The sequence below is a fragment of the Providencia sp. SP181 genome, assembly GCF_050446505.1.
GTDB lineage: Bacteria > Pseudomonadota > Gammaproteobacteria > Enterobacterales > Enterobacteriaceae > Providencia > Providencia vermicola.
Genome location: NZ_JBBPXM010000007.1, coordinates 107,416 through 131,237, shown reverse-complemented (window position 1 = coordinate 131,237; position 23,822 = coordinate 107,416). Strand labels below are relative to the sequence as shown.

Here is a 23,822-nt window from a genome sequence, read left to right as displayed (position 1 = left end):
GCCCTTATGCCTTTTTATCAAATCGATGGTATCACGCCTGTTGTTAGTCCAGATTGTTTTGTCCACCCCACTGCGGTCGTTATTGGTGATGTCGTAATTGGTAAAAATGTTTATATTGGCCCTAATGCCAGCTTACGGGGCGATTTTGGGCGGTTAATTATTAAAGATGGGGCTAACGTGCAAGATAATTGCGTGATGCATGGGTTCCCACAGTTCGACACCATTATTGAAGAAGATGGGCATATCGGACACGGGGCTATCTTGCATGGCTGCCATATCAAACGTAATGCTTTAGTTGGGATGAATAGCGTGATTATGGATGGTGCGGTGATTGGGGAAAATTCGATTGTTGGCGCATGTGCATTTGTTAAAGCGGAGGCCATATTTGCACAAAATAGCCTAATCGTGGGTACCCCAGCAAAAGTGTTACGAACACTATCAGAAAAGGAAATTGAGTGGAAAAGTAACGGTACCAAAGACTACCAGAACCTCGTTACTCGCTGTTTAAATACATTAAAAGAAATTGAGCCATTAACCGAAATAGAGGCCAACCGCCCTGTACTTCAGTTTGATAATATTATCCCAAAATCTCAGCTATAAAATGATTGGGAAGCCCCACAACAGCGCTTCCCAATCATTCACTATTACTTCGCATTATTACCAAATGGCGGTTTAGCAAACCAAACGGTAATGATCAGCACAATAAATACCCAACCACATAGCCAGAAAATTTCATTCGCCGCGATGATTAACCCTTGGCTAGTAATTTGCTGTGCAATAAAACCTGAAGTTTGCTCTGTGCTTAAGCCATGAGCAGCCATGCCTTGGTACATTGCTAAAGATTCAGGATTATAATCCGTAATAAACTCAGTGAGTTGGCTATGATGCACAGACTCACGGTCGCTCCACATCGTGGTCGTGATTGATGTACCAATTGAGCCAGCGAGCGTTCGGAAAAAGTTTGCCAAACTGGAAGCCGATGCTAGTTTTTCAGGGGGAAGTCCCGATAAGGTCAATGTTGTCAATGGCATAAAGAAACACGCAACCGCCATGCCCTGCACCAGTTGCGGCCAAACTACCGCGGAGAACCCCATGCTCGGCTCAAAGGTATACGCTCGCCAGAAGAAACAAATGGCATAAAAAACAAAACTAAAGGTCACTATCCAGCGGATATCCAAAAAGTCGGATAATTTTGCCACTGGCGCTGAAAATAAAACAGGTAACAAGCCAATCGGCGCAAGTGCAAGCCCCGCCCACGTTGCGGTATAACCATACACCTCTTGCAGCAATTGAGGTAATAACACTATCGCACCAAAATACGCCATATAGGCCAAACTGACCGAAATAGTGCCAATAGTAAAATTGCGCGATTTAAACAAAGACAGCTCGACAATCGGGTTTTTATCCGTTAGTTCCCAAATCACGAGGAACACTAAAGCGATAGCAGAAACAACGGCTAAAACCACAATCTCATTTGAAGCTAACCACCCCAGCTCTTTCCCTTTATCCAGTAGTACTTGTAAACAACCAACCCCCACGGATAATAACGCCAGGCCAATGACATTGAACGGCACTTTGACCACCGTCGATTCCATTCCTTTAAGGATAATCGAACCCACAATAATGACGAAAATGCCGAGAGGTACGTTCATAAAGAATATCCAACCCCAATGGAAGTTATCACTAATATAACCACCAAAAATGGGGCCAAATACAGGTGCTAAAATGATGGTCATCGACCAAAAAGCCAATGCCATATTCTGCATTTTCGGTGGGTAACACCGCATAATCAAACTTTGGGATAAAGGAATAACAGGCCCTGCAACAGCACCTTGTAAAACGCGATATAAAATCAACATTCCAAGGCTATCCGAGAAGCCACAAAGTAATGAAAATAAAGTAAAAAGTGCCGTCGCCCATAAGAAAACGCGAATTTCACCAAAACGCTTAGCAAGATACCCCGAAATAGCAATCGAAATGGCGTTCGACACCCCAAACGAGGTAATCACCCATGTCCCTTGCGAGACGGAAACACCAAGGTTACCCGCAATTGTCGGGATAGCGACGTTTGCGATGGTGGAGTCGAGCACTTGCATAAAAGTCGCAAGAGATAATGCAATGGTAGCCCAAACTAGCTTCGCACCTTTTAGGGGTTGGATATCTGCCACAATCACTCCTTACGAGCTAGTCCGCATTATCACTGATAATGCTATCGATAATGTGGTCGACATCTGCCAATTTTAGCACTAACACATCACTTTCAAACGCGGGCGTTGTACGCTGAACTTCGGCTAACACAGGGCCATTTTGGTCTTTAATATCAATGGTGACATTCATTGATAAGCCAATACGCAATGGGTGTTTTGCCACCTGCTCAGGGTCAAGCTCTACCCTTACAGGCAAGCGTTGAACCACTTTGATCCAGTTCCCCGTCGCATTTTGCGCGGGCAATAATGAAAATGCGCTTCCTGTTCCCATATCTAAGCCAACTACTGTGCCGTTATACACGATGTCATCACCATAAAAATCACTGTTAATGGTAACAGGCTGCCCAATGCGTACTTTTTCCAGCTGGGTTTCTTTGAAGTTAGCATCCACCCAAACAGGTTGAACAGGCACAATCGCCATTAAAGAGCTTTGTGGGCTGACTTGGGAACCCACTTGCACATTTCGGCGCGAAACGTAGCCTGTCATTGGGCTTTTAATTTCAGTACGTTGTAAATTGATCCACGCACTGCGCACACTATCAGCGGCTTGCTGAATGGCAGGCTGTTTTCTTAATGAGGTATTGCGCAATAACGCGCGGTTTGCGTTGTATTGCTGAATGGAAATATCCAATGCCGCTTGTGCGAGTTGCACTGCTTCTTGGGAATGTTGCAAATCTTCTTTTGAAATTGTTCCGCTGCGCCCAAGTGCAGCACGGCGTTGGTAATCTTTCTGAGCTTGCGCAAGTGAGATACGGTTTTTCTGTATTTGCGCCTGATACTCATCACCGTTGATATAGAGCTCTTTGGTTTTGCGTACCGTGGTCGCTAAATCGTGCTTAGCTTGTTCGAATGCCAGTTGAGCGTTGGTTTTATCCAACACCACCAGAACATCCCCCGCTTTCACCAAATCAGTATTTTCAAAATTGACTTGGGTAACATTGCCTGTTGTTTGCGCAATAATGGGGATTTGCAAACCCGAGACATAAGCATCGTCGGTATATTCTTGAAAACGCAAAACTAAAAACCAATACACACCATAGGCTACAAATAATAAAAGAATAATTATTGTCGCAATGGTCATCCATATTGTTCGGCGTTTTTCATTTTTCGTTTTTTGATTATTTGTTTCTGAATGGGTTGATTGACTCATAATAACTCTCAGGGTCTAAAATCAATATTAATCCTCCCCCTATATTCAGGAAGTAAATACAATAAAGCAAGGGCTAATATTTTACAAATAAAACAATCACCATAAAAAATAAATAATTCATTGATAAATATCAAATAAATAAAAAAATAACAACTGATTATAATAGATTCATTTTATGATTAATTTAAATGAAATTAGTCATAATTAGATAACTTTCATTCAATTTGCATAAAATCAATATCAATTAAATATATTGAATACATTAGTTCGATAATAACCCTTCTTTTTTTGATGCATTTTAAATATGACTAAAATATTTAGCGCTCTATCATTCGATTAAATAATAATCTCATCATATCTTGACGTTGATGAATGATGGCATGGGATATCATCGTATTTTCGGCTATTTCATACGTATAGAGGATTGTATAGTTTTCTGGTGATAAGTATCCTCTATACCTTGAGACACCAATATCTTGAAGATATTCAGGTATTGAACAACACTCTGGAAATGGGGGTAAATGTTTCTCGTATTTATCAAGGAGTAAATTAGCCTGTTTTCTCCCGATACCTAATTCCTTTAACGAGCTAATAAACGTTTCTGTATACTTAAAATTAACTATCATCCAATCATGGTCGTTTAGAGCCTATCCAATAATTGGCTACGTGAATATAATTTATCTTCTTTACTATCTTTTTCTGAAATAGAAAGTAATTTAAGTAATGCAATTGCCTCATCCCTTTTTTTCTATCTTCATAAGATTCAATGACATATGCAGGAATGCCATTTTGAGTTACTAAAATAGGCTCTGATAATTCAAGCCCTGCAGCATGCTTTTTAATATAGCTAATAGCCTCTATTTTCATGGTCTACTCCTAATCAATACGACACTCAAGAACTAAATATAGGCCAGCGGCAATTTTCCAGCAATCGCAATGTTTAAAGCAATAACCAGCACATTGGCCGGCTTTTATTTACCACTGTTTAATATTGCGGTCTTCTTGCGTCACGGAGGTGAGTTTTGCCAGTTGCGGTAATAATTTATGTTTTAAATCATCCATCAAACTGTAAATTACCGGCACAAATAACAGACTCAAAATTGTCGAACTCAATAAGCCACCAATCACCGCAATCGCCATTGGTGCCCTAAACCCTGCATCCGCACCGCTGGTTAATACCAAGGGGATCATCCCTGCAATCATAGCAAATGTCGTCATGATAATTGGTCGAATACGCTCCTGACCTGCCTCTATGATTGCTGCTTCTTTTGGCATTCCCGAGCGCTGCTTTTCCAGAATAAACTCCACCAGCAAAATCGAGTTTTTGGTCACAATCCCCATCAGCATCAAAATACCGATAATCACAGGTAAATCGATCATCGCACCATATAAAACAAGGGCGATGATGGCACCGCCAATAGAAAACGGTAGCGCGACAAGTATGGTGATTGGCTGCATAAAGTCCTTAAACAACACAATTAAGATGGCAAAGACCAACAAAATACTAAATACCATTGTGGTACCAAAGCGCTCGAACATATCAATCATATATTCCATATCGCCATATTCCACTTGTGAAACGCTGTGGGGTAATTGTTGGTATTCAGGGAGTTGCGCCACAATTTCCAATGCCTCACCAAGTGTTAGCCCTTCTAAATTGGCTTCTATCGACATTTGTCTTTGTCGATTAATCCGCTCGATTTGTGAAGGCCCATCACTGGAGTCGATTTTAGCGACCGATTTTAACGGTACAGCTTGCTCCCCTGTGCTATTCACATATAAATTATTCAGTACATCAATATTATTTTGTTGATGCTCAGGTAAAATAACCTGCACCGCCAATTGCCTATCGGGTAAATTAAATTTGGCACTACGTGAGTTAGCCTCCCCCATGGTCGCAATACGTAATGTATTGGCGATCTCCTCAACATTGACACCCGTTCGGCCAATATCCACTAAATTGGGCTTAACAATTAGCTCTTTACGTAATAGCAGTTTCATGACCTGAACATTTTTCAACCCTTCCACTTTGGCCATGGCATCACGCAGTTTTTGCATTGATGCTTCAAGCTCTTGAGGATCCGTCCCTGTAAACATTAAGGAGAACTCTTTGCCACCATTACTGTTGCTAAAGGTATAACGTGCATCTGTTTTTTCACTTAGCCACTTCCCTATTTCAAGCTCAAATTGCTTTTGTGATAATTCACGTTCACTTGGTTCAACCAAAGTGAGGATCATTTCGCCTTTGTGTTGAGCAACCCCTTCTGAGTCGTCCGCTATCCCTGCCACTGTATAAGTTGAAATAATTTCAGGTCTATCTTTTAACTGTTTTGTTATTTCATTCATTTTTTGCTGCGTTTGCTCAACCGGCGTACCTGGTGGCAGCTCAATATTGATTTGGCTGATACTGATATCACCATCTGGCATAAAACCGACAGGTAACAAGCTAGTCACTGCGACTGAACCAATTAAAAAGCCCCCCGCCAATGCAGATGCTAATTTTCGGTGTTTTAACGTGAGTAATAAAAACCGCGTATAACGCGCTATCCAATTTGGAATTTTTACGCCGTCGTGTGCGCCTTTTTGCGGTAGCAGCACATAAGCCGCCATTAACGGCGTCACCAATCTAGCCACTAACAATGAAGAGAGCACAGCCGCTGAAACTGTCACACCAAATGGCACAAAATATTGCCCAACAAACCCCCCAATAAAACTGACAGGCAAGAACACCGCCACAATGGTTAATGTGATTGCCACAATTGCAAAACCGATGGCATCAGATGCTTTTAGTGCCGCTAAATAGGGGCGTTCGCCACGTTCGATATATTTTTGGATATTTTCAATTTCAACAATGGCATCATCTACCAATATCCCAATAACCAATGTCAAAGCCAGCAACGTAATACTGTTCAAGCTGTAATCAAACAGAGCTAATACAAAGAAGGTCGGCAATATCGATAACGGCAATGCCACTGCCGCCACCAACGTTGCACGCCAGCTTTTCAAAAAGAAAAAGACGATAATGACGGTAAGAAACGCCCCTTCTAATAAGGTCTGAATGGTTAAAAAGAAGCTCGATTCTGTATATTTAACCGTTGAGGAAATCAGGCGAATATCAATATCTGGATTCGCTTTTTGTAATTTTTCGACCGCTTCAGCGACGCCTTGCTCCACCTTGGTATCACTGGAGCCTTTGGCACGATAAACCGCAAAACCCACCACGTCCTGACCATTGAACTGCGAAATAGATTTCACATTCTTATGGCCATCATAAATATTGGCAATTTCGCCTAACCGTACCGATTGCTGGTTATCAACGGGTAACATGATGTTTTTAATCTCATCCGCGGTCGATTTTTCACCTAATACGCGGATGGTATGCTGCAACGAGTTATATTTTGAGTTACCACCCGCTGAGTTCTGGTGATTATTTTTCAGTAATTCATTAATACTGGCTATGGAGATTTGCATCGCAGCTAATTTGTTCGCATCGGGTTCAATGCGGATCACGCGTTCGGTATCCCCTAAGCGACTGACTTTTTGCACCCCCGGAACCGTGATCAATTGCTTACTCACAGTGTCATCCACAAACCAAGATAAATCCGCGAGAGATTCAGTTTCAGACGAAACGGCGTAACGTAGAATCGCGCCCCCTTCAACATCGATGCGGTTAATCAGCGGTTCATCTATCGTTTGCGGTAGCTCACCACGGATTTGCCCCATCTTTTCGCGCACATCATTGGTAGCCACGTGGGCATCGACACTAAGATCGAATTCGATAGTCGTGGTCGATGCACCTTCACTAATGGAAGAGGTAATATGGCGAATACCAGGTATTCCAGATACTGCGCGCTCAACCCGCTTTGTTACTGCATTTTCCAGCTCTGTTGGCGAAGAACCATCTTGTGTTACGGTGACAGTGACAATCGGAAACGTCACCACAGGGTTGGCAGTTACAGGTAATTGATTAAAGGAGAATAACCCTGCGATAGTTAATGCCAAAAACATCACTATTGTCGGAATCGGCCGAGTAATGCCCCAAGAAGATAGCTGTAATTTCATTGGCTATCCTTTACAGGCACAATAATGTCATCATCTGATAAAAAAGCTTGTGCATAAGCCACAACATCTAAACTCGGCGCTAATGGTGTTAACACTTCCACTCGCCCTTGCTGAATTTTGCCAATTTGTATTTTTTGTTTCGCCACTTTGCCGTCTGTCACAGTAAAAATATAACGTTCGCCATTGGGTTCTGTACGAATGGCACTATAAGGTAGCGATAGCTGTTCACGGGGTGAATTTCTGTACACCATGGTGCCCGTTTCACCTAGACGCACGTGTTTAGTCGGCTCTGTAAGCGCCACACGGATTTTTCCAAGTTGGGTTAATGCATCTATTTTTGGCGACAAATAACGTAATCTCCCCAATGCTGATTGGTTTTCATCAAGGTTAATCACCACGGGATTACTGCCCACAATGCGAGAAAGCTCGGAAGGGTGAGCTTGCGCTTCAAACTCTAATTCATTATTTTCAATCAACTTAAATAACAAGCTGTTATCTGACAGCGTACCATTCATGGCGTGACGTTCACTGATCACCCCCGAAACAGGGGCAATAATTTTCGATTTGTCTTCTTGGCTTTGTTCACGCATTAACTGGGCTTTGAGTTGGCGCAGCTCTGCACGGCTTGCTGTTAACAATTCGCTCTGTGCGGCTGCTTCTGATTTGGCTTTGCCAAATTCATTCGCCGAAATCACCCCTGTTTTTGCCAGCGGTGATAAGCGTTGCAGCTCTTGTTGAGATTGAGCGCTGAGTGCTTCTTGTTGTTTAATGTATGCCGCAGCTTTATCAATTTCTGCTTTTAATTGATTAACCCCTGCACTTTGGATCGGTGATTCCAACGTCGCGAGCAATTGCCCTTTTTCAACCCATTCCCCTTCTTCCACAAACACTGCGGTAACCATTTGCTGTTGCAATGGAGAACCAATCGAAATTTCGTTTTTTGCCACAAATTTGCCAGGAATGCTGACGACATCAACCGCCATCACATTTTTTGGGTTTGTGACGCTTAGGCGAATTTCCTCTGCCTGCATATTCAAGCAGATGAAAAATAATGAAATGGCTAAAAAAATGTGTTTCATAAGTCATAAAATTCCCGAGTAGACGCTCGCGCTACTGTAATTTCGCTTAACCCTAAACTCCATAAACCAAAGTTAAACCTTAATTTTTCGTTAAGCTTGGCAAAAATCATCAAGTGCATTTTTGCCATACGGGAAAATTATTAACTGAGATCAAATATCGACCATAAATTAGCTAGCCAATTATTTATTTCCGATATGTTTTAGTGATACTATTCGCAAACAATATAATTATCATTCTCATTTACATTTGCTAGGGATTACTATGACTAAGCAACATCACTACACACTTGTCGCCGCAGGTATTTGCGCGGCTTTGGCTTCATTTAGTACGACAGCAGCAGAAGATTCAGACAAACTTATCGTCACCGCATCAGGTTATTCACAACAATTACGCGATGCCCCTGCCAGTATTACGGTGATCACCGCCGAACAGTTACAAAACAAACCTGTGCGCGACCTTGCTGATGCGGTTAAAGACGTAGAAGGTGTCAGCATTGTGGGTTCAGCCAATAAACAAGATATTAATATCCGTGGCTTACCCGGTGAATACACCTTAATACTGGTTGATGGCCGTCGCCAAAATAGCCGTGAATCACGCCCAAATGGCAGCGGTGGTTTTGAAGCGGGCTTTATGCCGCCCGTCGAAGCCATTGAGCGCATTGAAGTGATCCGTGGACCAATGTCTTCCCTGTATGGTTCCGATGCAATGGGTGGTGTTATCAATATCATCACCAAGAAGGTAACTAATGAATGGCACGGTAGCGTAACAACAGGCACGATTATCCAAGAAAACAGTGATAGCGGTAATTCCACCGACGGTAACTTCTATCTGTCAGGCCCACTCGTTAAAGATAAATTAGGCTTGCAGTTATACGGTGGTGGTGATTATCGTCAGGAAGATAAAATTACAGATGGACACTACAAAAAAGACAACAAAAGTCTCACCGCTAAGCTAAGTTTTACACCAACTGAAAACCAAACCTTCCTTTTAGAAGCAGGTAGAACACTGCAAGAAAGAGAAGAAACCCCGGGCAAATCCCTTGCTGAATATGAAATGCGCGGACAATCAAAACAATATAATAAAAAAACCGAACTCTACAATAACCGAAACCACGCCGCGCTGACTTATAAAGGTGAATGGGATTCGTTTAATACAGAGTTAAGTGTCTATCAAGAAAGTACGAAGAAAAAAACCAAAACAGAAATTAAAGATGCCATCACTAAGCTGACTGAATACCGCTATGAAGACCGTGTACCTGAAATTACTAATACAGTGGTAGATGGTAAAGTTGTTGCGTTCTTACCTGACAACATCTTAACAGTCGGTGGTCAATACCAATACTCAAAACTCAAAGACAGCTCATTGGTTTCAAAAGGAAAATTTGAAAATAGCAGCATGAGTGTCGACCAATCTGCTTTATTCGTTGAAAACGAATTTACTGCAACTGATGACCTCATTCTAACGGGTGGATTACGTTTAGATCACCATGAAACTTACGGTAACCACTGGAACCCTCGCGGTTACGCGGTTTATTATCTAACTGACGAAATCACCATTAAAGGTGGCGTGTCATCTGCATTCCGTGCGCCAACACTACGTGAGGTCAGTAAAGGTTATGGCACTTCTACAGAAGGTGGAAATGGGATTATTTATGGTAATCCAGACCTGAAACCTGAAAAAAGTGTTAGTGAAGAAATCAGCATTGCCTATAACCATGAGTCGGGCTTTGATGCCAGCCTGACCCTATTTAATACTGACTTTAAAAACAAGTTAACCAGCTATAACACTGGCAATCCAGACCCGCTTTCAAACCTAAATCTCTATACTTATGACAATGTCGGTAAGGCAAATGTTAAAGGAGTTGAAATCGCAACAGGTATTCCAATTGCTAAAGACTGGAAATTCAGCGCCAACTACACCTACACTGATTCAGAGCGTAAAAGTGATGATGAAAAACTCGGTAATGGTATTTCACTTAAAGGCTATCCATTGGATAAAACACCAAAACATATGGCTAATGCGAAATTAGATTGGCAGTTTAACGAAGATCTCAATTTGTATACGCGTGCACAATATACTGGTGAACAAGTATGGGCAGCACAGCGCAACGGTTCAAAAGTTCCTCGTTACCGTAGCGGCTATACCACCATGGATGTGGGCGCAACTTATCAAGTATTAAAAAATACCAAGTTGAACTTTGCGGTGCTCAATATTGGTAATGAAAAAGGCCCTAAAATTGATAAAGTAGATGGAAACTGGGATGTGGAAGATGGACGCCGTTATTGGGCGAACATTAACGTCAGTTTCTAATTTTAATTTTTGTAGGCTACCTATTCGATACTCTAAATCATTCAAGTTGCATGTAGGCGACAAGAGAAGATATCCCGATGAGCATACAAAAGTATGTGATTCGGGTAGCCGAGCGTAGTCAACAACCATGCAGCTTGAAGGATGACGAGTATATGAACAAATTATTCACCGCTAGCTTATTGCTCTGTATCGCCAGTAATGCCATTGCTCGCCCTAGCCAAAGTATTCCGCCTTTGGATGATAACGTCGCACAATTTTACGATATTAAACAGACGGATATGGCTTATGGCGACCGAGCACTACGCATCTACAGTGCCGTGCCGTATAACGTCACGGCCAAGCGCCCTGTACTGTATATGCTTGATGGAAATGGGTTATATCCAAAAGTCGTCAACCGTGCCGTGGAAACACTCAATAAAGACTCACTACCCATTATTATCGGCATCGGTTACCCCGTTGATGAGGCCTTTCCAAAGGCTTTACGCACCTATGACTATACTCCACCTGTATCTGGGGAAGATTTTAGCCATGGTGGCGGTTCGCCTGCGCTGTACCAGTTTATAAGCCAAACATTGCGCCCTTGGGCTGAACAACAATTTCCTATTGATAAGCAAAAACAAACCTTATTCGGCCATTCATTTGGTGGGTTATTCACCTTAATGGCTTATCAACAAAAACCCGATGATTTTCAGTACTATGTTTCAGCAAGTCCGTCATTGTGGTGGGGGAAAGGTGAAATGGTGCAACTAACGAAACTCACTGAAAAACAAGCCACAGCACCTATTTTTGTCACTTTGGGTGGCTTAGAAGAGACCCCTGATTTGTCCAAGTTAACGGCAGAACAAGTCCAAAACTACCAAAACCGCAAAAGTTGGATCAGTCCCCGCCAAGTGTGCACTGAAATTCAAACCCATCAGCGAGTATGTGAATTCACTTTATTTGAGGGTAAAAGCCACGGAAGCGTGATCCCCGATGCCATCAATAAAGCGTTGGCGGTTGCCACGCACTAGGGGTTATTTATCTTTGATGGTCAATTTTCATTTGAATTAAAGCCATTTTAGGCAAGGCGAGAGGGTCGCCGCCTAGTCAATTAGGCAAGGGCCTCTCAACGTAGCATCAAATGAGTGAAACGAGCTTTAATCGAACCCGTAGGGCAGCCTTTAAACACAGTATTGAGCACAAATCTCGACTTACACATTCATCCATTTTTGGGATTGTTTTTTGACCTTTTAGTGGTGAAAATCCGTGGCAAAGATAAACACCCCCTACCTACCCACTAATAGGTTTTAGCAAGTCACTGTAAAGATCGGCTAAAACCCCATTTTCCGTGAACGATTTGCGTATCCACTGAGTCACTTGCCCTGTTGCTGAATGCTGTGTGGCTAATAGCATATTAGAATCTTGCCGCGGGTTTTGAATATTTTTGACCACTAATCGACCACTCTTAGCGTGCTCTTTCACCATATAGTCTGGCAAAAATCCGATCCCCTCGCCCAATATTTGGCACTGGCATTTGGTATTAAAGTCTGGCACCTGTATCGCTTCTTGCCCATGCAGTAACCATCCAACTCGTTTATTTATCGTATCTGCGGTGTCTTCCACCATGATATTGGGATAAAGACGCAACTGGCTTTCAGCAATCGGCTCTGGCATTAATGCGAGTGGGTGTGTTGCCGCAATGGCAAACTGCCAATGAATCGCGCCTATTTCCGTATAATCTATTCCACCGCCATCCATTAATGTCCCCGGTGCGCCAATCGCAATATCTGCATGGTTATTAATAATTGCATCCCATACACCGTTATACACCTCGGTAGTCACGGTAATTTGGCAAGTAGCAAATTGTTTCTTTAATATTTGCAGTAACTTAGCCGTATGGTAAGGGGTATATAAAAGTTGGTTAATACAGATGCGCACCCGCGCTTCAATACCTTGTTCAATAGAATAAATACTTTTTTGAATGGAATGAAAGTTATTCAGTAAGTCCGTTGCCTTACGATAAAAATAATAACCCGCTTCCGTTAATTCAATATTGCGAGTATCACGTATAAACAACGCGACATCCAAATAAGTTTCAATACGCTTAATAGTATAACTCACGGCCGATGTAGTAATACCTAATGCTTCTGCGGCTTTACTGAAGCTCGCAAATTTAGCTGCGGTAGTGTAGGTCAATAAATTTTCTTCAGTAAAAATTGAGTTCATACTCGCCTTCCCAAAATGTTTTAATTTTAATCAAATTGGCTTTTTATGTGAATATTATTCAATAGATTGAAAACCAGGCTATTTTTCAACCGATTTATTGATAGCTTAACAGAATAATTGCCAAGAAGAAGTGTTTTAATCTCATTTGTCTTAAGCTGTCATTTTAACCACAAAAGCTGAGAGACTATTAATAATCAAAATACTTAATATTATTGAATTAAATACCCAAACCAAGTATTAACATTTACCCTGATCGCGATCAAATTAATCACAAATTTAACAATCATAAAACCTTCAATTTGATGTACGTCACAGAACAGAATAATGACGTCTCACCGTTCTCTATTAATTAAAAATAATCGATAAAAACGAGTAAAAAACAGGCAAAAAACGTCAAAAAAGGATGAAAAATAATGCGTACACGCACAAAAAAGGCTTATTATTGAATTTTATTCAACAATAGAGCCTCCCATTGATGAATTAAATTTAAATGGATTCTTTTTATTAATCGCAATTGGTATGCTCTAACCATCATAAATAATCTTTAAATTGTCTTTATCTATGTTGGCAATATCAATAAGCCAACCTAAGGGGAAAATAATGACCGCCAGCACACTTTCTCAAGAATTTTTAACCGCTGCTGAAAAAGGGCAATTAGATTTATTAAAAGGTTGCCTTGAAAAAGGTGTGGATATCAACACAACCAACCGCCAAGGCCGTACCGCTATTGTGAATGCAAGTCTCAATAAACATTATGAATGTGTTTCTTTTCTAATTAATGCAGGCGCAGACATCGATAAACAAGACCAAACATGTTTTAACCCATTTTTATTAAGCTGCTTGAATAACGACTTAACATTATTACGCCTAGTGTTACCGGCAAAACCAAATTTAGATTTATTAACACGTTTTGGTGGTGTGGGGATCACGCCAGCAAGTGAAAAAGGCCACGTTGAGATAGTCCGTGAACTGCTCGAAAAAACAGAAATTAACGTCAACCACACCAACTTTGTGGGCTGGACTCCGCTCCTTGAAGCTATCGTCTTAAATGACGGTGGCGAGAAGCAACAGCAAATCGTTAAGCTGCTATTAGAACATGGTGCAAACCCGCATATGACGGATAAATATGGCAAAAAACCGTTAGAACTTGCACGTGAGAAAGGCTATCACGAAATTGCTGAACTACTGGTTGCCGCGGGCGCGTAACTAAACCATATACTCTAAATAATTCAAATTGCATGCAGGCGACAAGCGAAGATCGTTCGATGAGCATACATAAGTATATGATTCAGCTAGCTCAGTGCAGTCAACACCCATGCAACTTGAAGTATGACGAGTAGAGATAAGGAGGCATGTGAACGCATCCATATCCCATCGGCAAATATTATACGGGCTCACGGCTGATAACCATTTTCTCAACCTTTTACATCAGCCGCAGTCTTTAGGAAAAGTAGAGCAGGTATTCAATAAAGCGATTAATTTTACGGTAGAGAATACCCTTTATTCATTACTTTGCTCTTCGTTAGATAATGCACCAAATAGTTGCCGATTAATAAATACTGACTTTTCTCTTTTAAAATTAAAAGCAGGAGACCCTATTTATCTCTCAAATAAAGAATGGAATATTGGTGAAAATTACACAATTTCGTTTTCTTTATGTAAACACTGGCAACCATTAAAAATTAATTTTGATTCTAAAAAATTAATTAACGAAAACTATTTGTTATATATAACAAACCAAATTAAAAGTTTAGATTTTATTTTACAGGATAACTCAAGCTCTCTATTTAATTATCAGGGAGATAACTTATTTTATCTAACCGTATCAAAACAATTGGTTCAATTACGTCTAAATCTAATTGAATCATTAATTAACAAAGACCAACAAAGTATTACCAAGGTTATTAAGCAATTTGTTGGGTTAGGTATTGGGCTTACGCCTTCTGGTGATGATTATTTAGTTGGGTTAATGGCATTTTTGTTATTAAAAGGTCACCCTGCTTGCACTTTATTCCCTGCTTTTTATCAAGGGATAACACAAAGCAAAAGCCAAACGACCCCCATTAGCGCCATCACGTTAGAAAAGGCCTTAAACCAAGAATATCGCGAAAACATGCAGCAATTAATTCAATCATTAGTTGATGCGCAAGAGACAAATATTTATCCACAATTTTTAGAGATTTTAAATATCGGGTCGAGTTCAGGCAGCGACATGCTATTTGGCCTTCGCGACGCTTTGTATCTCACTCACTATTTCGGAGAAAGACATGTCGACTAAAGTTGTCATAAAGAAAAATACCTATTTTGATTCCGTGTCACTGATGTCTATTTCGACTAAAGCCAATCAGCTCGATAATGTTGAGCAAGCTTTTGTCGCGATGGCAACGGAGATGAATAAAGGTGTTCTGCGTAATTTAGGGTTATTAACTGCTGAGTTAGAAGAAGCCAAAAATGGCGATTTAATGATTGTGATTAAAGGGCCAAGTGATGAAGCCAACGATGCAACATTAATTGCTATCGAAGAATTATTTAATAAGAAAAACCAAGGTGGCGGATCCCATGAAGCAAAATACGCCACTATCAATTCCGCGAAAACACACATTCCAGATGCCAACTTAGCGGTGATTTCTGTCAATGGGCAATTTGCTGCTCGTGAAGCGCGTATTGCGTTAGAAAATGACCTTAACGTCATGTTGTTCTCAGATAACGTCTCCATTGAAGATGAATTGGCTCTGAAACAACTTGCTAGTAAAAAAGGCTTATTAATGATGGGCCCTGACTGCGGGACCGCGATTATCAATGGCACCGCACTGTGCTTTGGTAACAATGTACGCCGTGGCAGTATTGGGATTATTGGTGCGTCGGGTACAGGTAGCCAAGAGCTGAGCGTGCGTATCCATGAGTTCGGCGCTGGCGTCTCTCAATTAATCGGTACAGGCGGTCGCGATTTAAGTGAAAAAATTGGCGGTATCATGATGATTGATGCCCTGAAGATGCTTGATGCGGATGAAGAAACGAAAGTTATCGCGTTAATTTCTAAGCCACCAGCACCAGCGGTTGCAAAAAAAGTGCTGGAGCAAGCTGAAAAATGCCATAAACCCGTTGTTGTCTGTTTCTTAGGTAGCCAGCCACTACCAGAAGATAAACCAGGACTAACCTTTGCACAAGGCACCAAAGAGGCGGCACTGAAAGCAGTTCTGCTAACAGGAATTCGTAAAGAAGACTTAGACCTGCACCCACTGAACCTGCCATTAATCGATGAAGTGCGAGCTAAACTCAAACCTGAGCAAAAATACATTCGCGGCCTGTTCTGTGGCGGTACACTGTGTGATGAAGCCATGTTTGCGGCACTGGAAAAATATGACGATGTTTACAGCAATATCCAGCCAAACCCTGAATATCGCTTAAAAGATTTAAACAAAAGTATTGCCCACACGTTCCTCGACTTTGGTGATGATGACTTTACCAATGGTAAACCACACCCAATGATCGACCCAACAAACCGTATTGAGCGTTTACTGCAAGAAGCCCGCGACCCAGAAGTTGGCGTCATCATGATGGACTTTGTCCTTGGCTTTGGTTCTCACGAAGACCCTGTTGGCGTAATGATTGACGCTATCAAAGAAGCCAAAAATATCGCCAAGAATGATGGCCGTGAATTAGAAATTTTAGGATATGTGCTAGGTACAGACCAAGACACACCAAATATGGATGCACAGGTCAAAATGCTGACTGATGCAGGCGTGATTTGGGCAAGCAGCAGCACCAATACTGGGTTATTAGGACGTGAGTTTGTGTGGAAAGGGGAGAATGCATAATGACAACATTATTTAAGCAACCATTAAGTGTCATCAATGTGGGTATTGAGATGTTCAGTGATGACCTGAAAAAACAACATGTTCCGGTGACGCATTTAACATGGACACCACCAGGGCAAGGCAACGTTGCGGTTATTCGCGCTCTCGACCAAATCGAAGGAAATGCCGCGCTGCAAGAAAAAATTGAAGCCGCTAACGCACAAGCTCTTGAACGTATTATTCAGTCCCAACCTGTATTAATCGGCTACGACCAAGCGATTAACGTTGTGCCAGGGATGACAAAAAACACCATTTTACACGCAGGCCCGCCAGTGGAATGGAAAGACATGTGCGGCGCAATGAAAGGTGCGGTAACAGGTGCTCTGGTCTTTGAAGGCCTTGCGAAAGATTTAGCGGATGCTGAGCGAGTTGCGGCATCAGGTGAGATTATTTTCTCTCCGTGCCATGAGCACGATTGTGTGGGCTCCATGGCTGGAGTGACGTCTGCATCGATGTTTATGCATATCGTTGAAAACAAGACTTATGGTAACCGCGCATTCACGAACCTGAGTGAGCAAATGGCCAAAATTCTGCGCATGGGTGCAAACGACCAAAGCGTGATTGACCGCTTAAATTGGATGCGTGATGTCTTGGGCCCAATGCTACGCGACGCCATGAAAATTGTTGGTGAAATTGACCTGCGTTTGATGTTAGCACAAGCGCTGCATATGGGGGATGAGTGCCATAACCGTAATAACGCGGGCACTACATTGCTCATTCAAGCGCTAACCACTGGGATTATCCAAACCGATTTCTCTGTCGCACAGCAAAAAGACGTGTTTGATTTCGTCGCAAGCAGTGATTATTTCTCAGGCCCAACATGGATGGCCATGTGTAAAGCGTCAATGGATGCGGCACACGGCATTGAGTACAGCACTGTGGTCACGACGATGGCGCGTAACGGTTATGAGTTTGGCTTGCGTATCAGTGGCTTACCAGGTCATTGGTTTACAGGCCCTTCACAGCAAGTTATCGGCCCAATGTTCGCAGGTTATAAACCTGAAGATTCGGGCTTAGATATTGGTGACTCAGCAATCACTGAAACCTATGGTATCGGCGGCTTCGCAATGGCAACGGCCCCCGCAATCGTCGCATTAGTCGGCGGTACAGTAGAAGAAGCGGTGGATTTCTCTCGTCAAATGCGCGAAATCACATTAGGCGAAAACCCGAATGTGACTATCCCATTACTCGGCTTTATGGGGATCCCAACCGCCATTGATATTACGAAAGTTTCAGCTAGCGGTATTTTACCTGTCATCAATACAGCAATTGCACATAAAGATGCAGGTATCGGCATGATTGGCGCAGGTATCGTTCACCCGCCGTTTGATTGCTTTGAAAAAGCCATGTTGGCCTACGCACAGAAATACGCTTAGTTTCCAGTAATAAAAAATAACGCCCGACTAAAGTCGGGCAATAATAAAACATCAATACCCAAGTTATTAGCATACCAAAGTGAAATAAAACCAACTCAGTTGCGACTTAAAATAAGTAAGTTATTACCCAAAATAATTTAAGTTGCAACAAGGCAGCAAGCAAGGATATCTCAGGGAGCATACATCAGTATGTGACCTGAGTAGCCGAGAGCAGCCAACGCAGTTGCAGCTTAAAGTATGAAGGGTAATGACGGGTATACAGGGGAATACTTAAAATGAGTATACTTAACATCAAATGGAAACGTGGGGATTTAGCCGCCTATTTTGGCCTAATGACCAATAACTTAACCAACCTCCTCACCATGATGGGCTTATTAATTTTCGTCGTTGGGATCCCATCCGAAATTGTTTACGGCCGCATCGCTCCCGCTTTTGGCTTCGCCGTTTTACTCGCCAGCATCAGTTATGCCTACTTTGGTCAGCAAATGATCAAACAAACGGGTCGTAATGATGTGACCGCACTGCCTTCTGGCCCAAGTGCGCCGTCCATCTTCACCGTGACGTTCTTAGTTATTATGCCCGTGTACCAAACCACGCAGAATGCCGAGTTCGCCATTCAAATCGCCTTGGTTTGGTGTTTTGTAGAATCGATGATTTTAGTCGGTGGTTCATTCTTAGGTGAAACCATCCGTAAGATGATCCCACGTACCGTGCTGTTATCTTGTTTGTCTGGCTTAGGTTTACTGCTTCTGGCGATGAACCCAATGCTGCAAGCATTTGAAGCACCGACCGTTTCTTTTGTGGTTTTACTGTTAATCTTCATTAACTGGTTCGGTAAAAAGCCTATCTTTGCTCGCGTTCCAACAGGTTTGCTGCTGTTGATCGCAGGTACCGTATTGGCATGGGTTTCTGGCTTACAAAGTGCCGAAGCAATTAAAGATTCTATGGCGTCATTTGGTTTTAACCCTCCTGGTATCCACATTGATAGCTTCTTCCAAGGCTTACCACACGCGCTGCCATACTTAGCATCTGCGGTACCATTGGGCTTAGCAAACTATATCTTTGACCTTGAAAACATTGAAAGTGCGCACGCCGCAGGTGATGAATACAACACACGTAAAGTCATGTTAGCGAACGGTTTATCTTCCACAGTTGGTTGCTTTATGGGTAACCCATTCCCTGTCACTGTTTACGTGGGCCACGCAGGTTGGAAAGCAATGGGCGCAAGCGTGGGCTATACCTTAGCATCCGGTATCACCATGTTTATCGTGCCATTATTCGGTATTGGTGCATTTATGTTAGCTATCATCCCAATGACCGCTATCGTGCCAATTCTGGTGTTTATTGGGGTTGTTACTGCTAACCAGGTGGTGCGAGAAACGCCAAAAGTGGAAGTCCCTGTCATCTTTATCTGTTTGTTCCCATGGATTGCCAACTGGGCGCTTACCATGGTGAACAGTGTGATGGGAGCTGCAGGCACCTCTGCAAGTGCGATTGGTACTGAAGTTCTATTACATAAAGGCGTTTATTATCAAGGGCTTGTTCATTTAGGTAACGGCGCACCATTAGCGAGTATGTTGTGGGGTTGTATTGCTATCTTCGCCATCCTCAATCAACCATTACGTGGTGCGATTGCCGCAGCTGCAGGTGCAATATTAGTATTCTTTGGAATTATTCACTCCCCAGCGGTAGGAATTGCAACGGGTTCAACCTTGATGTTTGTTTACGCTTACCTCATGATGGCGGCTTTATTTGTACTCAAGCATTTTTTAGATAGCCGTAAATCGGTTGAAGAACAACAAGCTGAAAAGTCTGAGAAGCTCAGCAAGTCAGTGTAATGCAGCCAACCTTGCCTAGTAGGTGTGCGCTGTACACCTACTATCCGAACTCTCTGTATCAGGAAATATTAACAATGAAAGAACTCGTGGTTGTTGCCATCGGGGGCAACAGTATTATCAAAGATAACAACAGCCAGTCTATCGAAGCTCAAGAAAAAGCCGTCCAAGAAGTCGCACACCATATTAGTGACATGCTTGAAGGTGACTACAACATTGTTTTGACTCATGGAAATGGACCTCAAGTTGGGCTGGATTTACGTCGTGCTGAAATCGCCCACGAAACCGAAGGCTTACCATTAACACCGCTCGCTAACTGCGTTGCAGACACACAAGGTGGGATCGGCTATTTAGTTCAGCAAGCGCTCACTAACGTCCTTGCAAAGCGCCATAATCGTCAAGCGATAACGGTTGTCACGCAAGTGGAAGTGGATAAAAACGATCCGAACTTTAGTGCACCAACAAAGCCAATCGGTGCATTCTTCACGCAAGAACAAGCCAACGAACTGCAACAAACCAACCCAACGTGGCATTTTGTGGAAGACTCTGGCCGCGGTTACCGCCGTGTTGTTGCCTCTCCAGAACCAAAGCGAGTGATTGAATCAAAAGCCATACGCACCTTAACAGAGCACGATTATGTGGTCGTTGCTGCTGGCGGAGGGGGTATTCCTGTTATTGATAATGGAAATGGTGGATACAAAAGCGTTGATGCGGTAATTGATAAAGACTTATCAACCACATTGCTCGCCAAAGAACTGAATGCCGATATTTTGATTATCACCACAGGTGTCGAAAAGGTATGCATACACTTCGGTAAACCAGAGCAAAAAACCCTCGGAGAAACGTCCACCAGCGATATGCAACGCTATATGGAAGAAGGCCATTTCCCTGCAGGTAGTATGTTGCCAAAAATTGAAGCAAGCCTGTCGTTTATTGCCAACGGCGGCAAGCGTGTAATTATCACTACCCCTGAAAAATTACCTGAGGCCTTACGCGGCGAAACAGGTACCCACATCGTTAAAGGGTAAATGTTAGATTCGCAGATCTTCTTATCAGGATCCGCGAATGTCTTATCCGTCTCGCAGTTTAATAATCTCCCAGATCGTTTGAACATGATCTGGGCGGTTAAGTGCCATCCCAAAAAGGAGTTTCTATGACAGCAGAAAGACCATCCGGCAGAAGAGAGTTCCTATCCACAGGTGCAAAAGTGGCTGCCGCTTGCACCTTGTTTGGCGCGATGTCGAGTATCGCCAATGCACAAAACGAACCCGCTGGGCAATCCGCTATTTCAAGTATCACCGACAAGCACTACTACCTCGATGATGTGTTACTGGAAACAGGGTTTAACTTCCGTGATTCAACAGTAATCGGCACGAAAACAGCCTTACAAACCATTGAAATCGATCAGGGCAAAATTGTTGCGGTTTTACCGAATAAACAACATACCAATAGCGCCTTAAATACCTATAGCGCACAAGGCAAACTAATGTTGCCTGCGTTTCGCGATATGCATATTCACCTCGATAAAACCTTCTACGGTGGCCCATGGCAAGCCCCTGCATCTCGTGAAGGTAAAACAATTATGGATATGATCGCACTTGAGCAAAAAATGTTGCCCGAGTTGCAACCTTTCACCGAAGAAAAAGCGCACGCGCTGATCAACTTGATCCAATCCCAAGGATCCACCATTGCACGCAGCCACTGCAATATCGAACCTGTTTCTGGATTGAAAAATTTAGAAGCGCTACAAAAAGTACTGGGCGAACATCAACAAGATTTGACCTGCGAAATTGTCGCGTTCCCGCAACATGGGTTATTACTCTCTAAATCAGTGCCATTAATGCGTGAAGCCATGCAAACAGGCGCTCATTACGTCGGTGGCTTAGACCCAACCAATGTCGATGGCGCGATGGAAAAATCCCTTGATGCCATGTTCCAAATCGCCTTGGATTACAATAAAGGCGTGGATATTCATCTACATGAAACCAGCCCAGCAGGTTTTGCTGCTATCGAGTATATGATTAAAACTGTGGATGAAAACCGCAGCTTACGTGGAAAAGTCACCATCAGCCATGCCTTTGCACTGGCAACATTAAGCCCTGAACAAGCTGAAAAAACGGCAAAGCAGCTAGCAGAACAACAAATCACCATTGCCTCAACCGTACCGATTGGCACACTGCATATGCCACTGAAAACACTCAATAAAAATGGTGTATTTGTGATGACTGGAACAGATAGCGTGGTTGACCATTGGTCGCCATTTGGCCTTGGGGATATGCTGGAAAAAGCCAATTTATACGCACAGCTTTATACCCGCCCTGACGAACTTTCGTTATCACGTTCACTGGCAATCGCGACTGGCAATATTCTGCCGCTAGATGAAAAAGGAACGCAGGTATGGCCTGCAAAAGGGGATGATGCAAGTTTTGTGTTGGTTGATGCGTCTTGCTCCGCAGAAGCCGTTGCACGCATTTCACCAAGACATGCAAGCTTCCATAAAGGTAACCTTGCCCATGGTGTTATGCAAAAATCGGTTGCATAACACTCATGCAAAGTAGCGCCGATCGGCGCTATGAGGTTGTTGACAAAGCAGGATAAAAGCGTGGTTTTTCCTGCTTTGTGTTATCAGCCGAAAATCAATGAATTGATTTTCCTCGTCTATTTTCAAAACCAATTCAACCTGCAGTCAAACCTAATATCGGTTTGTCCGCAGTCTGATAGCGCCGATCGGCGCTATTTTTTTGTTGAATAATTTTTAATGGTTTGAAAGATTAACGCTAATAACTTTTGGTTATCAACTGATTGCAACACCTTGATGGGTTTTGTTTTTAACGCTGGGATCCCCACGCGTAGTCGCAACGGCTCAAGACGGTAGCTTTTCCCTCTTAATGCCCCTTGTAACTCAATATCCACTTGCTGCAACTCATAAGTTACTACACTTTTATCCAATAACCATGCGATGGTTAATACATCGTGGATCCAACACCCTGCAAGCTGCCGCGTTGTTCGTGAATAATCGATCCATGGGCGCATTGTGCTCACCAAAAACTGACTCAACGGTGAAGTGAGCTCAGCAAACCTATCAAGGTCACTATGCACCATCTGAGTTTGTACCGTTACATCCATAGGAACTAACGTGATATTCGCGCCGCTGTTTAATACGGCATGAGCCGCTTCTGGGTCTAGGCCAAAGTTGGTGTCTTTCACATAACCTGGCACATTAAATACGGCCCCCATAATAACAATTTCAGCAACATTAGCCGCGAGCTCAGGGAATAATTGCATCGCCATCGCAATATTAGTGAGAGGACCAATAGCGATAACTGTGATTTGGTTCGGATTTTCACAAACCAATTTGCCAATGCGCAAAGCTGCTTCAGGAATCGATTCAGGTAACACTGGCACAGAAGGAAGGTTGTCCCATAGATGAGTAAGCTTGGCTCTTTGTGCACCATTGTCTAACTGCTCCCGCCATGGCGCGCTAGCTTCGATTAAAGCAGATGATGCGCCTCGATAAACGGGGATATTTTCGTTTAATGAGCGCACCAAATGGCTGGCAACATTATACCCCACATTGCTAGGCGTATTGCCAGAAACCGTGGTGATCATCTCTAACTGGATTTCAGGTGCCGCAATCGCAAGTGCGAGTGCGAGCCCATCATCAACATTCGCGCCAGCAACCCCGTTTCCTGGATCACAATCAATAATTACACGCATAATTTTCCCTGAAATATTAAATC

Annotated in this window: 16 protein-coding genes and 1 pseudogene; 10 read left to right on the top strand and 7 right to left on the bottom strand. The window is 42.8% G+C overall.

The window, feature by feature from the left end:
• Nucleotides 1-6: 6 nt before the first annotated feature.
• On the top strand, nt 7-600 hold the full coding sequence (gene paaY / locus AABS66_RS13540) for a phenylacetic acid degradation protein PaaY (protein WP_430225035.1): 594 nt from the start codon (nt 7-9) through the stop codon (nt 598-600).
• A 44-nt stretch (nt 601-644) separates the two neighbouring features.
• Here the strand turns inward: paaY and AABS66_RS13535 are convergent, their stop codons facing one another.
• The 5 genes and pseudogenes from AABS66_RS13535 to AABS66_RS13515 all read right to left on the bottom strand — a co-directional run bounded on the left by AABS66_RS13535 (nt 645) and on the right by AABS66_RS13515 (nt 8,498).
• A complete protein-coding gene (locus AABS66_RS13535) occupies nt 645-2,168 on the bottom strand; it encodes a DHA2 family efflux MFS transporter permease subunit (protein ID WP_206085107.1) in 1,524 nt (507 codons plus the stop codon).
• A 16-nt stretch (nt 2,169-2,184) separates the two neighbouring features.
• Complete coding sequence (gene emrA / locus AABS66_RS13530) at nt 2,185-3,357, bottom strand: multidrug efflux MFS transporter periplasmic adaptor subunit EmrA (RefSeq protein ID WP_375083841.1); 1,173 nt, start codon at nt 3,355-3,357, stop codon at nt 2,185-2,187.
• 640 nt (nt 3,358-3,997) lie between these two features.
• Nucleotides 3,998-4,224 (bottom strand): annotated as a pseudogene (locus AABS66_RS13525) (type II toxin-antitoxin system Phd/YefM family antitoxin).
• Between the two features lie 108 nt (nt 4,225-4,332).
• Entirely contained in the window at nt 4,333-7,419 is a 3,087-nt protein-coding gene (locus AABS66_RS13520) for an efflux RND transporter permease subunit (RefSeq protein WP_430225034.1), read from the bottom strand.
• Nucleotides 7,416-8,498, bottom strand: a complete 1,083-nt coding sequence (locus AABS66_RS13515; RefSeq protein WP_430225033.1) for an efflux RND transporter periplasmic adaptor subunit — start codon at nt 8,496-8,498, stop codon at nt 7,416-7,418. Before AABS66_RS13515 ends, AABS66_RS13520 begins: the two co-directional genes overlap by 4 nt.
• A 262-nt stretch (nt 8,499-8,760) precedes the next feature.
• On the opposite strand from AABS66_RS13515, the gene AABS66_RS13510 reads away from it, so the two are divergent.
• Both AABS66_RS13510 and AABS66_RS13505 read left to right on the top strand, forming a co-directional pair.
• On the top strand, nt 8,761-10,809 hold the full coding sequence (locus tag AABS66_RS13510) for a TonB-dependent receptor domain-containing protein (protein ID WP_272538899.1): 2,049 nt from the start codon (nt 8,761-8,763) through the stop codon (nt 10,807-10,809).
• Nucleotides 10,810-10,961: 152 nt separating this feature from the next.
• Nucleotides 10,962-11,819: an alpha/beta hydrolase gene (locus AABS66_RS13505; RefSeq protein ID WP_430225032.1), complete on the top strand. Its 858-nt coding sequence runs from the start codon at nt 10,962-10,964 to the stop codon at nt 11,817-11,819.
• Between the two features lie 259 nt (nt 11,820-12,078).
• On the opposite strand, the gene AABS66_RS13500 is transcribed toward AABS66_RS13505, so the two are convergent.
• Nucleotides 12,079-13,014: a LysR substrate-binding domain-containing protein gene (locus AABS66_RS13500; RefSeq protein WP_206085112.1), complete on the bottom strand. Its 936-nt coding sequence runs from the start codon at nt 13,012-13,014 to the stop codon at nt 12,079-12,081.
• Between the two features lie 600 nt (nt 13,015-13,614).
• Here AABS66_RS13500 and AABS66_RS13495 point away from each other — a divergent pair.
• From AABS66_RS13495 to AABS66_RS13465, 7 genes are all read left to right on the top strand, one after another.
• Nucleotides 13,615-14,220 carry an ankyrin repeat domain-containing protein gene (locus tag AABS66_RS13495; RefSeq protein WP_206085113.1) on the top strand — a complete coding sequence of 202 codons (606 nt, stop codon included), beginning with the start codon at nt 13,615-13,617 and terminating at the stop codon, nt 14,218-14,220.
• Nucleotides 14,221-14,368: 148 nt separating this feature from the next.
• Nucleotides 14,369-15,292: a DUF2877 domain-containing protein gene (locus AABS66_RS13490; RefSeq protein WP_272538897.1), complete on the top strand. Its 924-nt coding sequence runs from the start codon at nt 14,369-14,371 to the stop codon at nt 15,290-15,292.
• The gene (gene fdrA, locus AABS66_RS13485; protein ID WP_430225031.1) at nt 15,282-16,832 is read left to right on the top strand and encodes an acyl-CoA synthetase FdrA; all 1,551 of its coding nucleotides are present in this window, start codon (nt 15,282-15,284) and stop codon (nt 16,830-16,832) included. Before AABS66_RS13490 ends, fdrA begins: the two co-directional genes overlap by 11 nt.
• Nucleotides 16,832-18,247: a DUF1116 domain-containing protein gene (locus tag AABS66_RS13480; protein ID WP_206085116.1), complete on the top strand. Its 1,416-nt coding sequence runs from the start codon at nt 16,832-16,834 to the stop codon at nt 18,245-18,247. Before fdrA ends, AABS66_RS13480 begins: the two co-directional genes overlap by 1 nt.
• Nucleotides 18,248-18,522: 275 nt before the next feature.
• Complete coding sequence (locus AABS66_RS13475; RefSeq protein ID WP_206085117.1) at nt 18,523-20,085, top strand: xanthine permease; 1,563 nt, start codon at nt 18,523-18,525, stop codon at nt 20,083-20,085.
• Nucleotides 20,086-20,159: 74 nt separating this feature from the next.
• Nucleotides 20,160-21,110, top strand: a complete 951-nt coding sequence (locus tag AABS66_RS13470) for a carbamate kinase family protein (protein ID WP_206085118.1) — start codon at nt 20,160-20,162, stop codon at nt 21,108-21,110.
• Nucleotides 21,111-21,235: 125 nt separating this feature from the next.
• Nucleotides 21,236-22,624, top strand: coding sequence for an amidohydrolase family protein (locus AABS66_RS13465; RefSeq protein WP_430225030.1), 1,389 nt, complete (start codon nt 21,236-21,238; stop codon nt 22,622-22,624).
• 191 nt (nt 22,625-22,815) lie between these two features.
• On the opposite strand, the gene AABS66_RS13460 is transcribed toward AABS66_RS13465, so the two are convergent.
• On the bottom strand, nt 22,816-23,799 hold the full coding sequence (locus AABS66_RS13460) for a nucleoside hydrolase (protein ID WP_206085120.1): 984 nt from the start codon (nt 23,797-23,799) through the stop codon (nt 22,816-22,818).
• Between the last annotated feature and the right edge of the window lie 23 nt (nt 23,800-23,822).

What these genes read in the sequence shown, in the direction of transcription:
- paaY (WP_430225035.1), top strand. Translation starts at nt 7, where the DNA reads ATGCCTTTTTATCAAATCGATGGTATCACGCCTGTTGTTAGTCCAGAT.
- emrA (WP_375083841.1), bottom strand. Translation starts at nt 3,357, where the DNA reads ATGAGTCAATCAACCCATTCAGAAACAAATAATCAAAAAACGAAAAAT.
- AABS66_RS13520 (WP_430225034.1), bottom strand. Translation starts at nt 7,419, where the DNA reads ATGAAATTACAGCTATCTTCTTGGGGCATTACTCGGCCGATTCCGACA.
- AABS66_RS13515 (WP_430225033.1), bottom strand. Translation starts at nt 8,498, where the DNA reads ATGAAACACATTTTTTTAGCCATTTCATTATTTTTCATCTGCTTGAAT.
- AABS66_RS13510 (WP_272538899.1), top strand. Translation starts at nt 8,761, where the DNA reads ATGACTAAGCAACATCACTACACACTTGTCGCCGCAGGTATTTGCGCG.
- AABS66_RS13505 (WP_430225032.1), top strand. Translation starts at nt 10,962, where the DNA reads ATGAACAAATTATTCACCGCTAGCTTATTGCTCTGTATCGCCAGTAAT.
- AABS66_RS13500 (WP_206085112.1), bottom strand. Translation starts at nt 13,014, where the DNA reads ATGAACTCAATTTTTACTGAAGAAAATTTATTGACCTACACTACCGCA.
- AABS66_RS13495 (WP_206085113.1), top strand. Translation starts at nt 13,615, where the DNA reads ATGACCGCCAGCACACTTTCTCAAGAATTTTTAACCGCTGCTGAAAAA.
- fdrA (WP_430225031.1), top strand. Translation starts at nt 15,282, where the DNA reads ATGTCGACTAAAGTTGTCATAAAGAAAAATACCTATTTTGATTCCGTG.
- AABS66_RS13480 (WP_206085116.1), top strand. Translation starts at nt 16,832, where the DNA reads ATGACAACATTATTTAAGCAACCATTAAGTGTCATCAATGTGGGTATT.
- AABS66_RS13475 (WP_206085117.1), top strand. Translation starts at nt 18,523, where the DNA reads ATGAGTATACTTAACATCAAATGGAAACGTGGGGATTTAGCCGCCTAT.
- AABS66_RS13470 (WP_206085118.1), top strand. Translation starts at nt 20,160, where the DNA reads ATGAAAGAACTCGTGGTTGTTGCCATCGGGGGCAACAGTATTATCAAA.
- AABS66_RS13465 (WP_430225030.1), top strand. Translation starts at nt 21,236, where the DNA reads ATGACAGCAGAAAGACCATCCGGCAGAAGAGAGTTCCTATCCACAGGT.
- AABS66_RS13460 (WP_206085120.1), bottom strand. Translation starts at nt 23,799, where the DNA reads ATGCGTGTAATTATTGATTGTGATCCAGGAAACGGGGTTGCTGGCGCG.